Annotated in this window: 12 protein-coding genes; 8 read left to right on the plus strand and 4 right to left on the minus strand. The window is 59.7% G+C overall.

Going from position 1 to position 15,989, the window contains the following annotated elements:
• Positions 1 to 127: 127 nt before the first annotated feature.
• Positions 128 to 649: a GNAT family N-acetyltransferase gene (locus GBC55_RS05375; protein ID WP_162436732.1), complete on the plus strand. Its 522-nt coding sequence runs from the start codon at positions 128 to 130 to the stop codon at positions 647 to 649.
• A gap of 1 nt (position 650) precedes the next feature.
• Here GBC55_RS05375 and GBC55_RS05380 read toward each other — a convergent pair whose 3' ends face one another.
• Entirely contained in the window at positions 651 to 1,343 is a 693-nt protein-coding gene (locus GBC55_RS05380) for an aspartate/glutamate racemase family protein (protein ID WP_162436731.1), read from the minus strand.
• 154 nt (positions 1,344 to 1,497) lie between these two features.
• Between GBC55_RS05380 and GBC55_RS05385 the strand changes: the two genes are divergently transcribed.
• Positions 1,498 to 1,992: a hypothetical protein gene (locus GBC55_RS05385; RefSeq protein WP_162436730.1), complete on the plus strand. Its 495-nt coding sequence runs from the start codon at positions 1,498 to 1,500 to the stop codon at positions 1,990 to 1,992.
• Between the two features lie 143 nt (positions 1,993 to 2,135).
• Here the strand turns inward: GBC55_RS05385 and GBC55_RS05390 are convergent, their stop codons facing one another.
• Positions 2,136 to 2,357, minus strand: coding sequence for a cbb3-type cytochrome c oxidase subunit 3 (locus GBC55_RS05390; RefSeq protein ID WP_162436729.1), 222 nt, complete (start codon positions 2,355 to 2,357; stop codon positions 2,136 to 2,138).
• Between the two features lie 14 nt (positions 2,358 to 2,371).
• Positions 2,372 to 3,799 carry a cytochrome-c oxidase, cbb3-type subunit I gene (ccoN, locus tag GBC55_RS05395; protein WP_162436728.1) on the minus strand — a complete coding sequence of 476 codons (1,428 nt, stop codon included), beginning with the start codon at positions 3,797 to 3,799 and terminating at the stop codon, positions 2,372 to 2,374.
• Between the two features lie 614 nt (positions 3,800 to 4,413).
• On the opposite strand from ccoN, the gene GBC55_RS05400 reads away from it, so the two are divergent.
• Positions 4,414 to 5,085 (plus strand): DUF3313 domain-containing protein, encoded by a 672-nt coding sequence (locus GBC55_RS05400; RefSeq protein WP_162436727.1) that lies wholly within the window; start codon positions 4,414 to 4,416, stop codon positions 5,083 to 5,085.
• Positions 5,086 to 5,372: 287 nt separating this feature from the next.
• On the opposite strand, the gene GBC55_RS05405 is transcribed toward GBC55_RS05400, so the two are convergent.
• On the minus strand, positions 5,373 to 5,798 hold the full coding sequence (locus tag GBC55_RS05405; protein ID WP_162436726.1) for a YciI family protein: 426 nt from the start codon (positions 5,796 to 5,798) through the stop codon (positions 5,373 to 5,375).
• Between the two features lie 217 nt (positions 5,799 to 6,015).
• On the opposite strand from GBC55_RS05405, the gene tpx reads away from it, so the two are divergent.
• The 5 genes from tpx to GBC55_RS05430 all read left to right on the plus strand — a co-directional run bounded on the left by tpx (position 6,016) and on the right by GBC55_RS05430 (position 15,944).
• Positions 6,016 to 6,516, plus strand: a complete 501-nt coding sequence (gene tpx / locus GBC55_RS05410) for a thiol peroxidase (RefSeq protein ID WP_162436725.1) — start codon at positions 6,016 to 6,018, stop codon at positions 6,514 to 6,516.
• 443 nt (positions 6,517 to 6,959) lie between these two features.
• Positions 6,960 to 8,270 (plus strand): MdtA/MuxA family multidrug efflux RND transporter periplasmic adaptor subunit, encoded by a 1,311-nt coding sequence (locus GBC55_RS05415; RefSeq protein WP_162436724.1) that lies wholly within the window; start codon positions 6,960 to 6,962, stop codon positions 8,268 to 8,270.
• A complete protein-coding gene (locus GBC55_RS05420; protein WP_162436723.1) occupies positions 8,267 to 11,371 on the plus strand; it encodes an MdtB/MuxB family multidrug efflux RND transporter permease subunit in 3,105 nt (1,034 codons plus the stop codon). The genes GBC55_RS05415 and GBC55_RS05420 overlap by 4 nt, the downstream gene beginning before the upstream one ends.
• Positions 11,368 to 14,475 carry an efflux RND transporter permease subunit gene (locus tag GBC55_RS05425; protein ID WP_162436722.1) on the plus strand — a complete coding sequence of 1,036 codons (3,108 nt, stop codon included), beginning with the start codon at positions 11,368 to 11,370 and terminating at the stop codon, positions 14,473 to 14,475. The genes GBC55_RS05420 and GBC55_RS05425 overlap by 4 nt, the downstream gene beginning before the upstream one ends.
• The gene (locus GBC55_RS05430; protein WP_162436721.1) at positions 14,472 to 15,944 is read left to right on the plus strand and encodes an efflux transporter outer membrane subunit; all 1,473 of its coding nucleotides are present in this window, start codon (positions 14,472 to 14,474) and stop codon (positions 15,942 to 15,944) included. Before GBC55_RS05425 ends, GBC55_RS05430 begins: the two co-directional genes overlap by 4 nt.
• Positions 15,945 to 15,989 lie beyond the last annotated feature (45 nt).

The raw sequence follows: 15,989 nt of genomic DNA on the forward strand, positions 1-15,989 counted from the left end.
AGTCGATATCCATGTTGCCTGACACACCGCTAATCGCCAGCAGGCTAGCTCCCACATTGGATCTCGCCACAGTCGACGATGGCGTTATAGAGTAAGCAGCCATGTCTGCATCAAGGATGAATCACCCATGTCGCTTTCCGACTCCGTCATCACCCTCGAACGCTTCAACGAAACGCACCTCGACGGCATTACCGCCCTCTACAACGACCCGGTGGTCACGCGCCAGGTGCTGCAGATGCCGTTTCAGACCGTCGACGTCTGGCGCAAGCGCCTGGCGTCGGACAATGAGCGCGTGGTGCAGCTGGTTGCGCTGCATCAGGGCACGGTCATCGGCAATCTCGGCCTTGAACAGTACTCGCGGATTCGGCGCAGCCATGCGGGCAGCCTCGGCATGGGTGTCGCGTCGGCGTGGCAAGGCAAAGGCATCGGCACAAAACTGCTGACTGCTGCGCTGGATATCGCCGACAACTGGATGAACCTGCGACGAGTCGAGCTTTCGGTCTACAGCGATAACGAAGCGGCTATCGGCTTGTATCGCAAGTTCGGCTTCGAGACCGAAGGCTCGTTGCGCGACTACGCCGTGCGTGACGGCGTCTATGTGGATGCCTTGAGCATGGCGCGCCTGCGTCACATGCCTGGCACCCATTGATTCAGTCGCCCAATGCAAACGCCACCGCCGCCTGTGCATGCAGTTCGGTGGTGTCGAGCAAGGGCAGGGCGCTGTGTTCGGGTTTGATCAGCAGACCGATTTCGGTGCAGCCAAGGATGATGGCCTGCGCCCCACGTCGGGTGAGGGATTCAATCACCTGTTGATAGACCTTGCGTGAGGCCTCGCTGATCACGCCGACGCACAACTCGTCATAGATGATCCGGTGCACGGCCTGGCGCTCATCTGTCTCTGGTACCAGCACACTCAGCCCTTGAGCGATCAGGCGATCCTTGAGGAAGTCCTGCTCCATGGTGAACGCCGTGCCCAACAAACCAACCTTCAGTGCGCCCATGTTGACGGCAGCCCGGCCAACCGGATCGGCGATGTGCAGAAACGGAATACTGATAGCGTCCTGAATCTGCCCGGCGACCTTGTGCATGGTGTTGGTACACAGCACCACGCACTCAGCGCCACCCGCTTGCAGCCGTTGTGCCGCGTCCACCAGAATCGCCGCCGCATCGTCCCAGCGCCCCGCATGCTGGGCCTGTTCGACCGGGCCGAAATCGACGCTGTGCATGAGCAGTTTTGCCGAACGCAATGGCCCCAGCCGGTCGCGAACCTCTTGGTTGATCAGACGGTAATACTCGGCGCTGGATTCCCAGCTCATGCCGCCGATAAGGCCGATGGTGTGCATGGTGTATTCCTGTGGGTTTGGAGAAAACCAGAGTGCCGTGGATCGACATTCAGATCCATCGCAAAATGCCGTTCAGGCTTTTAGTCAAACATCGGTAGCGCGCATCTGCCATGCTCAAAGTCCGCAGCACTGCTTCAACCAAAGGAACACGGCAATGGACGACGTAAAGCAACTGGGTGAGATGCTTCGCCAATACGCAGAAAGCGAAGCGCACAAGAAACAACTGTTTGAGTCGCAATCGGCTGTGTGGGCAACGCGCATTGGTGAACTGTTCGATCAGATCCAGCAATGGCTGGAACCGGTTCAGACGCCGAACCTGCTGGAAGTCAAACGCGAAGCGTACGTTGCCTTTGGGCCAAGCGTTCCGGTCGAAACGTCGATTTTCAAGACTGAAAAACTCAGCATTGTCATCGCCGGCAAGCCTGTGGAATTCGTCCCGGACGTCATGGGCACGGGCGGTCAGATTTCTTTGGCGGTCATGGGCCTGACGGCCGCGCGCTACGGCAGCATTTCGCTGGTCTGCCTGCCACCGTCCGCTAGCTGGCAATGGCGCAAGACCAATGGCTTGAAAGACCCGGATACGTTCGCTTTCGATGCTGACTTTTTGGCGCAGCAACTGCAGAGCCTGATTCCTCGCGAACGTGGCTGAATTCCCAGATAAAACACCTCTCCTGTAGGAGCTGAGCTTGCTCGCGATGACGGTGTATCAGTTAAAGAGATTTCGACTGACACACCGCCATCGTCGGAACGCCGCCCGGACCAAGCTCAGCTCCTACAGGGGGGCGTGGTGGATTAGATATCGAGGTTGATCCAGCCTGGTTTCACCTCTTCCGGCGCGACCGCTTTCACTTTCAACCCGGTCGCCATTTCCACCCGCCGCGCCACCTCCGGGTCATCGGCAAACGGAATCAGGCTCGCATCCTCCAGGCTTTGCGCGGTCTGGCGCTTGAAGCAATACTCGACCGCCAGCCAGAGCGCGATCACCGCTACGCCATTCATCATCAGCTCGAACATTGCGGTTGCTCCCTTCAGGCAATCTGCGCTTCGCGTTCAGCCATCGCCACATCGGCGACCCGCACCGTGCGCCACACGTTGTAAGCCATCAGCAGCATGCCGCTGAGGAAGAACACGCCACCGACAAACCGCACAACGAACCCCGGATGACTGGCCTGCAACGCCTCGACGAACGAGTAGGTCAATGTGCCGTCGTCATTGATCGCGCGCCACATCAAGCCTTGGGTAATACCGTTGACCCACATCGAGGCGATGTACAACACCGTGCCGATGGTTGCGAGCCAGAAGTGCGTATTGATCAGCGGCGTGCTGTGCATTTGCTCGCGCCCGAAGACCTTCGGGACCATGTGATAAACGGCGCCAAAGGTGATCATAGCGACCCAGCCCAGTGCGCCGGCGTGCACGTGGCCGATGGTCCAGTCGGTGTAGTGGGAGAGGGCGTTGACAGTCTTGATCGCCATCATCGGCCCTTCAAAGGTCGACATACCGTAGAAGGCCAGGGACAGCACTAGAAAACGCAGGATCGGGTCGGTGCGCAACTTATGCCAGGCGCCTGACAGCGTCATCATTCCGTTGATCATCCCGCCCCAACTTGGTGCCAGCAGGATCAGCGACATCGCCATGCCCAGCGACTGCGCCCAGTCCGGTAGTGCGGTGTAATGCAGGTGGTGCGGACCGGCCCAGATGTACAAGGTGATCAGCGCCCAGAAGTGCACGATCGATAACCGATAGGAGTACACGGGACGGTTCACTTGCTTGGGCACGAAGTAATACATCATCCCGAGGAATCCAGTGGTCAGGAAAAAGCCCACCGCGTTATGCCCGTACCACCACTGGACCATGGCGTCGGTGGCCCCGGCATACACCGGGTAGGACTTGAACCAGTCCACCGGAATCGACAGGTGATTGACCACGTGCAACATGGCAATGACCACGATGAAGGCGCCGAAGAACCAGTTACCTACGTAGATGTGTTTGGTCTTGCGCTGGACCACGGTGGTGAAGAACACAATGGCGTACGCGACCCAGACTACGGTCATCCATACCGCGCCGGTGAATTCGATTTCGGCGTATTCCTTGGTGGTGGTGTAGCCCAGGGGAAGGCTGACCAGCATGACCACGATCACCGATTGCCAGCCCCAGAATGTGAACGCCGCCAGCTTGTCTGAAAACAGGCGTACCTGGCAGGTGCGCTGCACGGCGTAATAACTGGCGGCGAATTGTGCGCTGCCGGCGAAACCGAAAATCACCAGGCTGGTGTGCAGCGGTCGCAGGCGGCCGAAGGTGGTCCATGGCAGGTCGAGGTTCATCTCGGGCCACACCAGTTGCGAGGCGATCCACACCCCCATCGCCATCCCCACGACACCCCAGACGATGGTTGCCACGATGAATTGGCGCACGACCTTGTAGTTATAGGCCTGGCCGGTTGTTGCTGTGCTCATGGTCATTGCTTCCACGGTTGCAAAGTAGTGCCAGGCCACCCGGCCTGACAGGTCCTGCACTGTAGAAACCCTGCCCGAAACAAAACAGACTCAGAAAAACGTCATTTATACGGATCAGATTAAAAGGCACATCTGCGGCGTTTTGCCGCTCGCTGATATGGTTTTTCAGTCTTGAGACGAAGGTGCCCCCAACTGACCTGCGCGCTGCCCAATCCATCGCGAGAAGCACTGAGCAGATCCCGTGCGGTGGCGATGCGTACCGCTTTCACCGGATCACTCAACCACGGCGTCAACAACGGCGTTCGTTCCTGGCCAATCCTTGACCTGCTCGCTGTGACAGCCCTGACACTGCTGCTTATCGACCGTCTTCGCTGGCGCCAGTGCGACCGGTTGCGGCTGGGCCCGACTTCTGCAGCCCATGCGCGTTTGCCTTCAGACGCGCGTTCAAGCTCAGTGCAGCTTTGCCGGATGACCGGCGACCGTCAAATAACGGTTGTAGGCGTACGTACGCCGTTAAACAGCCAGGGTGATTTTTCGTACAACATCTGTTGCTGTGTCTATACCTGTAACACTCTTACCCGTAATGTTGTGCGCTTACTTACAGGCGTTACCGCATGAAGCTAGCGTTAATGATGAGCACGCTGTGCATTGCCTCGATCGGAGTTGTAGGCTGTGCCAGCAAAGTTGTTGAACCCGACCAGTACTCGGGCTTTCTCAAAGATTACAGCCAACTCAAGGAAACCGAGTCACCGTCAGGTGCCACGGTGATGCGCTGGATAGATCCCAAGCTGGACGTCAACAAGTTCAACAGCGTTTACATCGAGCCGACCCAGCTTTATCCAAAGCCTCAGCCAACCGTGAAAATCCCTCAGGCAACCCTCAACGGTATTACCAGCTACTACGATCAAGCCCTCAAGCGTGAAATCGGCAAATCCTTGCCATTGGCCACAGGCCCAGGTCCTGGTGTGATCGTGGTGCGTGCCGCCATCACTGCCGTCAGCAGCTCGACCGAAGGCCTCAAGCCGTATGAAGTGATCCCGATCGCACTGGTCGCCGCAGCGGTCAGCACGGCCAGCGGTATTCGTGATCAGGAAACCGACCTGGCCACTGAAGCGGTGTTTCTTGATGGCAGCGACAACCACGTAATCGCCCAGGTGGTGCGCAAAGGCACCGGTAAACCGCTGGAAAACGATTCCCAGGTCATGAAAGCCGATGACGTCAAAGGCGTTCTCGATGGTTGGGCTGCGGATCTGCATCAGTCTTACCTGAAGCTCAAGTCCAAGTAATGTATCGGGGCTGATGGCCTCATCGCGAGCAGGCTCGTTCCCACATTCGATCTCTGGTGTACACGGGACCTGGTGGGAGCGGGCTTGCTCGCGATGGCGGTATCACGTGCGCGACATCACTCCGCTCGACTGCCTTGCAGTCGCGAAGCATTTAGCTAACCGGATTTCTCTGTTGCATTGCATGCGTACTTATTGAGGACGCTTCGCGACGTGGCGGGAGCAAGCCGCCGAGCCACAGGGGTGGTCATGGTGCTGAGGGTCGCGTGGGCGATTTCCAGAGTCCCGCTTCAGGACTTCTTGACCTGAGCCCGCACTCTTTCTTCCTGCTCACGCAATTCAGGGGTGAACTCCTCACCGAAATCTTCCGCCGAGTACACCGGGCGTATCTCGATCTCGGCGTCGGTGCCCGGCATCGGGTTAGGGCAGCGCTTGACCCAGTCGATGGCTTCCTGCTTCGACTTCACTTCCCAGATCCAGTAGCCGGCGATCAGCTCCCTGGTTTGCGCGAACGGCCCGTCGATCACCGTGCGCTGCTCACCCGAGAAACGCACGCGGGCACCTTTGCTGCTGGGCTGCAGGCCGTCGCAATCGATGAGGATGCCGGCCTTGGCCAGTTCCTCGTTGTAGTTGCCCATGGCGGTCATCAGTTCTTCGCTGGGCAGTACTCCCGCCTCTGAGTCGGTGCTGGCTTTTACAATGATCATGAATCGCATGGCTTTTCTCCGCAGGGTTGGTTGGATTCACGAGTAGTCGTATGGCGGCCATCCAAATCGACAGGGTGAGCCACGAAAATGTCCAGCGGCAGAAGTTGTATCCAATTCATTCGACAGAACTTCACAATTTGTATCTGGGCATAGGTCGCCGGCCCATTTCATGGTTAACTTCTGCCTCGTCGAATTCTCTCTATCAACGTTCAGAAGGACTCAGTTCATGGCTCAAGTCACCCTCAAAGGCTCCCCGGTTCAAGTCAACGGTCAACTGCCACAAGCCGGTTCCAAGGCGCCAGCCTTCTCCCTGGTGGCCGGTAATCTGTCCGACGTGACCCTGGCCAGCCTGGCCGGCAAGCGCAAAGTGCTGAACATTTTCCCAAGCGTAGACACTCCGACCTGCGCGACCTCGGTGCGCAAGTTCAACGCCCAGGCCAATGATGTCGCCAACACTGTCGTGCTGTGCATCTCCGCTGACCTGCCGTTCGCCCAAGCACGTTTCTGCGGCGCCGAAGGACTGGAAAACGTCCAGAACCTGTCGACACTGCGCGGTGCTGAATTCATCGAGAACTACGGTGTGGCAATCGCTGATGGCCCACTCAAAGGCCTGACCGCACGTGCCGTGGTTGTACTGGATGAAAACGACAACGTTCTGTACAGCGAACTGGTCAAGGAAATTGCTGACGAACCTAACTACGAAGCTGCACTTGCTGTTCTGAAATAAGTTCGCGCTTACAATTGTTAACGGCCTGAGGGGGCGTTCTCACTGAATTTCCCCGCCGCGTTGTCGCCTTAAAGCGGGCCAGGCAAGGCGCAGGCCGCTGGTAATGGTTGTTCCCTTTCCAAGGCCTGCAACGCAGGCTGGCCCGCTTTAAGGCACAACCCGAAGGGCCGGGGCTGCTGTTGTGCAGGGCTGCGTTGCTCGAAGCTTATTTGGAATGACCAAACTACGCTTCTCGCGCCTTGCCCTGCACAACAGCAGACCCGGCGCGGTGGGGAAATTCAGTGAGAACGCCCCCTGTGCCCAGGCCGTTTTCATTTGTGATTCAGTGTCTTGTCCAAACATCCTGTTACGTAAGCCGAAGGTAAATTGCCGGTAAAGCCGCTTTGCTTAATACCCGCCAGTGCTTATCGTTCAGCCTCCCGTAAAAGAAGCCCACGCGCCCAATGGTTGATCATTCAATGCAATCCTCTTCCCGTAGTCCCCGTCGCTGGCTGTTCGGCCTGCTTGTCCTGTTGATTGTCGCAGGCGTGTGCTGGAAATTCTGGCCGGCAGGCAGTGACCAAAAGGTGGCCGCAGAGCAGAAGGTCGCCGCCGGGAAAACGGGCAAGTCAGGCGGAATGCGTCCAGGTTTCGGCGGGGCGACCGGACCGATTCCTGTGCGCGTGGCGCCTGCGGTCAAGGGCGATTTCCCGCTGTACTACAAGGCATTGGGCACGGTCACCGCGCTCAACACGATCAATGTGCGCAGTCGTGTCGGCGGCGAACTGATCAAGATTTCCTTCGAGGAAGGGCAGATGGTCAAGGCCGGCGATCTGCTGGCCGAGATCGATCCACGCCCGTACCAGAATGCCTTGCTGCAGGCTGAAGGCACCTTGCTGCAAAACCAGGCGCAGTTGAAAAACGCCCAGGTCGATGTTGAGCGCTACCGTGGCCTGTTCCGCGAAGACAGTATCGCCAAACAGACTCTGGACACTGCTGAAGCACTGGTCGGCCAGTATCAGGGGACGGTCAAGACCAATCAGGCGGCGGTCAACGACGCCAAGCTCAATCTAGAGTTCACCAGGATTCGCGCGCCAATTGCCGGTCGTGTCGGCCTGCGTCAACTGGACGTGGGTAATCTGGTGGCGGCCAATGACACCACCGCCTTGGCGATCATCACGCAAACTCAACCCATCAGCGTTGCCTTCACCTTGCCCGAAAACAATTTGAGCGTGGTGCTGGAGCGTTATCGCTCGGGAGCCAAATTGCCTGCCGAAGCCTGGGACCGTGGCGACACCAAGTTGCAGGCCACCGGCGTGCTGCAGAGCCTCGATAACCAGATCGACGTCACCACCGGCACCCTGAAATTCAAGGCCCGTTACGATAACCGCGATCAAGCATTGTTCCCCAACCAGTTCGTCAACGTCCACTTGCTGGCCGACACCCTCAAGGGCGTCGTGCTTGCACCGTCGGCAGCGATTCAGTTCGGCACCAACGGCACCTTTGTCTACGCACTGGATGGCGACAAGAAAGTCACGATCCGCCAGTTGAAAGTGGGTGTCAGCGACGGTGACAACACGGTGATCACCGAAGGCCTTTCCGCCGGAGTTCGCGTGGTCCTGGAAGGCACCGACCGCCTGAAGGAAGGCAGCGAAGTGGAAGTGGTCAACGACAGCAAGGACGTGCCTGCCACCCCGACCGAACACCTGCAAGGCAAGTCCGCGGCCAGTGCGCCTGACGCGACAGCCGACAAGGCGAAAAAGGGCGGCGCATGAACATCTCGCGGCTGTTTATCCTCCGCCCGGTAGCCACCACGCTGAGCATGCTGGCCATTATCCTGGCCGGCATCATTGCTTACCGGTTGTTGCCCGTGTCGGCATTGCCCCAGGTCGACTACCCGACCATCCGGGTGATGACGCTCTATCCCGGCGCGAGCCCCGATGTGATGACCAGTGCCGTGACGGCGCCGCTGGAACGTCAGTTCGGCCAGATGCCCGGCCTGACACAGATGGCGTCGACCAGTTCCGGCGGCGCTTCGGTGCTGACCCTGCGTTTCAGCCTCGACATCAACATGGATGTCGCCGAGCAACAGGTGCAGGCAGCGATCAACGCCGCCACCAACCTGCTGCCCAAGGACTTACCAGCACCGCCGGTCTACAACAAGGTCAACCCGGCGGATACACCGGTACTGACCCTGGCCATCACCTCGAAGACCATGCTGTTGCCCAAGCTCAATGACCTGGTCGACACGCGCATGGCGCAGAAAATCGCCCAGATCAGCGGTGTCGGCATGGTCAGCATTGCCGGTGGCCAGCGCCAGGCGGTGCGGATCAAGGTCAACCCGGAGGCGCTCGCGGCCAATGGCTTGAACCTCTCCGATGTGCGCACCCTGATCGGCGCCTCGAACGTCAACCAGCCCAAGGGCAACTTCGACGGCCCGACCCGGGTCTCGATGCTCGACGCGAACGACCAGCTGACATCGCCAAAGGACTACGCCAACCTGATTCTCGCGTACGCCAACGGCGCGCCGTTGCGGCTCAAGGACGTGGCGGAAATCGTCGATGGCGCCGAGAACGAACGACTGGCTGCGTGGGCCAACGAAAACCAGGCGGTATTGCTGAACATCCAGCGCCAACCCGGCGCCAATGTCATCGAAGTGGTCGACCGGATCAAGGCGCTACTGCCGAGCATCACCGACAACCTGCCAGCGGGCCTCGAGGTCACGGTCCTGACCGACCGCACTCAGACCATCCGTGCCTCGGTAACAGACGTACAGCATGAGTTGCTGATCGCCATCGCGCTGGTGGTGATGGTGACGTTCCTGTTTCTGCGCCGAGCCAGTGCCACGATCATTCCGTCGGTCGCCGTGCCGCTGTCGCTGATCGGTACGTTCGGCGTGATGTACCTCGCAGGATTCTCGGTCAATAACCTGACCTTGATGGCCCTGACCATCGCCACCGGTTTCGTGGTGGACGATGCGATCGTCATGCTCGAGAACATTTCCCGCTACATCGAAGAGGGTGAAACACCGCTGAATGCGGCGCTCAAGGGCGCCAAACAGATCGGTTTCACCCTGATTTCCCTGACGCTCTCGTTGATCGCCGTACTGATTCCACTGCTGTTCATGGCGGACGTAGTAGGGCGCCTGTTCCGCGAATTCGCCATCACCCTGGCGGTAGCGATCCTGATTTCCCTGGTCGTGTCCCTGACCCTCACGCCGATGATGTGCGCGCGGTTGCTCAAGCGGGAACCCAAGGAAGAAGAACAGGGCCGTTTCTATCGGGCCAGTGGTGCGGCCATCGACTGGATGATCGCGGCATACGGACGCAAATTGCAGTGGGTGCTCAAGCATCAACCGCTGACGTTGCTGGTGGCCATTGGCACGCTGGCGTTGACCGTGTTCCTCTACCTGATCGTGCCGAAAGGCTTCTTTCCTGTGCAGGACACCGGGGTGATCCAGGGGATTTCCGAGGCGCCGCAGTCGATCTCCTTTGCGGCCATGAGCGAGCGTCAGCAGGACCTCGCCAAAATCATTCTCGCGGACCCGGCGGTGCAAAGCCTGTCGTCCTACATCGGCGTCGACGGTGACAACGCCACGCTCAACAGCGGCCGCTTGCTGATCAACCTCAAGCCGCACAGCGCGCGGGACCTGAGCGCAACCGAAATCATCGCTCGCCTGCAGCCGGAAGTAGACAAGCTGATCGGCATCAGGCTGTTCATGCAGCCGGTACAGGACCTGACCATCGAAGACCGGGTCAGCCGCACCCAGTATCAGTTCAGCATGTCGTCACCGGATTCGGAGTTGCTGAGCCTGTGGAGCAACCGTCTGGTCGAAGCCCTGGCGCAACAACCAGAACTGACCGACGTTGCCAGCGATTTGCAGGACAAGGGGTTGCAGGTTTACCTGGTGATCGACCGCGATGCCGCGTCGAGAGTCGGTGTTTCGGTTGCCAACATTACCGATGCCTTGTACGACGCGTTTGGACAGCGGCAGATTTCCACCATCTACACCCAGGCCAGCCAATACCGCGTGGTCCTGCAATCGCAGTCCGGCGAGAAAATCGGCCCGGACGCGCTGAACCAGATACACGTCAAGACCACCGATGGCGGCCAGGTGCGCCTGTCGAGCCTGGCGCATATCGAAGAGCGTCAAGCGCAGTTGGCCATCACGCACATCGGTCAGTTCCCGGCGGTGATGATGTCCTTCAACCTGGCCCCTGGCGTCGCGCTGGGTCATGCGGTGGAGATCATCGAGCAGGTGCAGAAGGACATCGGCATGCCACTGGGCGTGCAGACGCAGTTCCAGGGTGCTGCCGAGGCCTTCCAGGCGTCGCTGTCGAGCACCTTGCTGCTGATCCTGGCGGCGGTGGTGACGATGTACATCGTGCTGGGCGTGCTTTACGAGAGCTACATCCACCCGATCACCATTCTCTCGACCTTGCCATCGGCCGCCGTCGGCGCCTTGCTTGCGTTGATGTTGAGCGGCAATGACCTGGGGATGATCGCGATCATCGGCATCATTTTGCTCATCGGCATCGTGAAGAAGAACGCGATCATGATGATCGACTTCGCGCTCGACGCTGAACGCAATCAGGGCCTGGACCCGGAGACCGCAATCTATCAGGCCGCGCTATTGCGTTTCCGGCCGATCCTGATGACCACACTGGCGGCATTGTTCGGCGCCGTACCCTTGATGCTCGCCACCGGTTCCGGTGCGGAACTGCGTCAGCCTCTGGGTCTGGTGATGGTGGGCGGTTTGCTGGTGAGTCAGGTGCTGACCCTGTTCACTACCCCGGTCATCTACCTGTATTTCGACCGTCTCGGCCGTCGCTGGGGCCACAAATCCGAGCCTGTGGAAGCGGTAGAGCAGCCATGAACCTGTCCGGACCTTTCATCAAGCGGCCGGTCGCGACCATGCTCCTGAGCCTGGCGATCATGCTGCTGGGGGGCGTGAGCTTCGGCCTGTTGCCGGTCTCACCGCTTCCGCAAATGGACTTCCCGGTGATCGTGGTCCAGGCCAGCCTGCCCGGGGCGAGTCCGGAGGTGATGGCGTCGACCGTGGCCACACCGCTCGAACGTTCCTTTGGTGCGATTGCCGGTGTGAACACCATGAGCAGTCGCTCCAGCCAGGGCTCGACCCGGGTGATCCTGCAATTTGACCTTGATCGCGATATCAACGGCGCGGCCCGTGAAGTACAGGCGGCGATCAACGCCTCGCGCAACTTGCTGCCGAGCGGTATGCGCAGCATGCCGACCTACAAGAAGGTCAACCCGTCCCAGGCACCGATCATGGTGCTGTCGTTGACCTCCGATGTTCTGGAAAAGGGCCAGCTCTACGACCTGGCCTCGACCATTCTTTCCCAAAGCCTGTCCCAGGTGCAGGGCGTCGGTGAAGTGCAGATCGGCGGCAGTTCCTTGCCCGCGGTGCGCATCGAACTCGAACCCCAGGCGCTCAACCAATACGGCGTGGCGCTGGATGACGTGCGCAACACCATCGCCAATGCCAACGTCCGTCGCCCCAAGGGTTCGGTCGAGGACGGCCAGCGGTTGTGGCAGGTCCAGGCCAACGACCAGCTGGAAAAAGCCAAGGATTACGAGTCGCTGATCATTCACTACGCGGACGGTGCAGCTTTGCGCCTGAAGGACGTGGCCAAGGTCAGCGACGGCGTCGAAGACCGTTACAACAGCGGTTTTTTCAACAATGACGCCGCTGTATTGCTGGTGATCAACCGTCAGGCCGGCGCCAACATCATTGAGACGGTCAACGAGATCAAGGCGCAGTTGCCGGCGCTGCAGGCCGTACTGCCGGCCAGCGTCAAGCTGAACCTGGCGATGGATCGCTCGCCCGTCATCAAAGCCACGCTGCACGAAGCGGAAATGACCCTGCTGATCGCCGTGGCGCTGGTGATTCTGGTGGTGTTCCTGTTCCTGGGTAACTTCCGCGCCTCGCTGATTCCAACGCTGGCGGTGCCGGTGTCGCTGGTGGGCACGTTTGCGGTGATGTACCTCTACGGATTCTCGTTGAATAACCTGTCGCTGATGGCGTTGATTCTTGCCACCGGCCTGGTGGTGGACGATGCGATCGTGGTGCTGGAGAACATTTCCCGCCACATCGACGACGGCGTCCCGCCGATGAAAGCGGCGTACCTCGGGGCGCAGGAAGTCGGTTTTACCTTGCTGTCGATGAACGTCTCGCTGGTGGCGGTCTTCCTGTCGATCCTGTTCATGGGCGGGATCATCGAAAGTCTGTTCCGTGAGTTTTCCATCACCCTGGCTGCGTCCATCGTGGTGTCGCTGGTGGTTTCGCTGACGTTGACACCGATGCTCTGCGCCCGCTGGCTCAAGCCGCACACGCCGGGTCAGGAAAACCGGCTGCAACGCTGGAGCCGGCGTACCAACGAATGGATGGTTGGCAAATACGCGACCAGCCTCGACTGGGTACTGCGTCATCGACGCCTTACGTTGCTCAGTCTATTCGTGACAGTTGGCGTTAACATTGCGCTGTATGTCGTTGTTCCTAAAACATTTATGCCGCAGCAGGATACCGGGCAGCTGATCGGTTTCGTCCGGGGCGACGACGGTTTGTCCTTCAGCGTGATGCAGCCGAAGATGGAAACATTCCGTCGCGCCGTGTTGAAAGATGAGGCGGTGGAAAGTGTGGCGGGCTTCATCGGGGGCAGTAACGGAACCAACAACGCGTTCATGCTGGTGCGACTGAAGCCGATCAAGGAACGTAACCTCTCCGCGCAGAAGGTCATCGAACGGCTGCGCAAGGAGATGCCCAAAGTCGCAGGTGCGCAGCTGATGCTCATGGCCGATCAGGACCTGCAGTTCGGCGGTGGCCGTGAACAGACCACGTCGCAGTATTCGTACATCCTGCAAAGTGCCGACCTGGGCGAGTTGCGCGAGTGGTACCCGAAAGTCGTCACAGCGCTAAAGGCCCTGCCGGAACTGACGGCCATCGACGCCCGCGAAGGCCGTGGCGCCCAGCAAGTGACGCTGATCGTTGATCGTGATCAGGCCAAGCGCCTGGGTGTCGACATGGACATGGTCACGTCGGTGCTCAATAACGCTTACAGCCAGCGGCAGATCTCGACGATTTACGACAGCCTCAACCAGTATCAGGTGGTGATGGAGGTCAATCCGAAATACGCCCAAGACCCGATTACCCTCAAGCAGGTGCAAGTGATCACCGCCGACGGCGCGCGAATTCCGCTGTCGACCATTGCCCATTATGAAGCCAGCCTGGAAGACGATCGTGTCAGCCACGAAGGTCAGTTCGCCTCCGAGAGCATTTCTTTCGACATGGCCGAAGGGACCACGGTTGAGCAGGGCACGGCCGCCATCGAGCGCGCAATCGCCCGACTGGGTATGCCGGAAGACGTGATCGTCAAAATGGCCGGTACTGCCGATGCCTTTGCCGCCACCCAGAAAAGTCAACCGTGGATGATTCTCGGCGCGTTGGTCGCCGTGTACCTGGTGCTTGGCGTGCTCTATGAAAGCTACATTCATCCGCTGACCATTCTGTCGACCTTGCCGTCCGCCGGGGTGGGGGCGCTGCTGTCGATCTACGCGCTAGGGGGGGAATTCAGCCTGATCTCGTTGCTGGGGCTGTTCCTGCTGATCGGCGTGGTGAAGAAAAATGCCATTCTGATGATCGACCTCGCGTTGCAGCTTGAGCGACATCAAGGCATGACGCCGCTGGAATCTATTCGCAGCGCTTGTCTGCAGCGTCTGCGGCCGATCCTGATGACCACGCTGGCGGCGATCCTTGGCGCCTTGCCCTTGCTGCTCGGCCGCGCCGAAGGGGCGGAAATGCGTCAGCCATTGGGCCTGACGATTATCGGCGGGCTGATCTTCAGCCAGGTGCTGACCCTTTACACCACCCCGGTGGTTTACCTCTATCTCGACAAACTGCGCCATCGCTTCAACCACTGGCGTGGGGTGCGTACCGATGCTGCTCTGGAAACTCCGCTATGACTGACCGTTCGCTTTTCTCCCTGGCTGCACCCGTGATCACGGCCCGAGGCTCGCGATTGTTGAGCCTGGCGCTGTGCGTGGGCATGCTCAGTGCCTGTGCCATCGGCCCGGACTATCAGCGCCCGCCAGCAGCGGCACCGGTGCAATACAAGGAAGCCGCCGGATGGCGGCAAGCCAATCCCAGTGACTCCCTGGCGCGGGGTGCCTGGTGGGAGTTGTACGGCGACCAGCAGCTCAACGCACTGATCGAGAAACTCAACAGCGCCAACCAGACCGTGGCTCAATCCGAAGCCCAGTACCGTCAGGCCCAGGCCTTGGTGCGCAGCGCGCGCGGTGCGTTTTTTCCGACCGTGGACTTGACCGTTGGCAAGAACCGCTCCAGCCAGGGCACGGGGAGCAGCAGTTCGAGCCTGAGCAGTTCTTCCAGCGGTATTCGCGACACCTACACGGCGCAGGCCGGTGTGAGTTGGGAGGCGGATGTCTGGGGCAAGCTGCGTCGCGGGCTCGAAGCTGACACAGCCAACGCCCAGGCGAGTTTTGCCGATCTGGCGGCAATGCGTTTGAGCCAACAGTCGGAGCTGGTGCAGAACTACCTGCAACTGCGAGTCATCGATCAGCAAAAACGCCTGCTGGAAGCCACGGTCGAGGCCTATGAGCGCTCGCTGAAAATGACTCAGAACCAGTACCGTGCAGGCGTCTCCGGCAAGGATGCGGTGGCGCAGGCCCAGACTCAGCTCAAGAGCACCCAAGCTGACATGATCGACCTGATCTGGCAGCGGGCACAGTTCGAAAACGCCATTGCCGTGCTGATCGGGCTGCCTCCGGCTGACTTCAGCCTGGCAGAATCCCGGAACATTCCGGTGTTGCCAGAAGTGCCGCTGACCTTGCCATCGCAATTGCTGGAACGGCGACCGGACATTGCTTCCGCCGAACGTTCAGTGATGGCGGCCAACGCCAACATCGGCGTGGCCAAGGCGGCCTATTACCCGGACCTGACGCTGAGCCTCAATGGCGGTTACAGCAGCAGCACTTCCTCCAACTGGATCAGCGTACCGAACCGCTTCTGGTCGGTCGGCCCGCAACTGGCCATGACCCTGTTCGACGGCGGCCAGCGCTCGGCGGAAGTCGACCGCAGCGAAGCTGCCTACGACGAGACCGTGGCCAAGTACCGCCAGACCGTGCTCGATGGCTTTCGTGAAGTGGAAAATTACCTGGTCCAGCTCAAGGTGCTGGAAAACGAATCCGCAGTGCGCCAGCAAGCGCTGGACGCAGCCCGCGAGTCCCTGCGCCTGACCCAGAACCAGTACAAGGCCGGTTTGATTGCCTACCTCGACGTGGTTGTGATTCAAGCCACGGCCCTGAACAACGAACGCAGCATGCTCGATCTGCTGCAGAGTCGTCTGATCGCCAGTGTGCAACTGATCGCAGCGCTGGGCGGCGGTTGGGACGGGCACACCGAACCAATGTAGGTGAGGCCGATTCAGGAGCGCGGCTGCTGCGTCCGATCGCGGCCC

Source organism: Pseudomonas sp. TNT3 (assembly GCF_010095445.2).
Lineage (GTDB): Bacteria > Pseudomonadota > Gammaproteobacteria > Pseudomonadales > Pseudomonadaceae > Aquipseudomonas.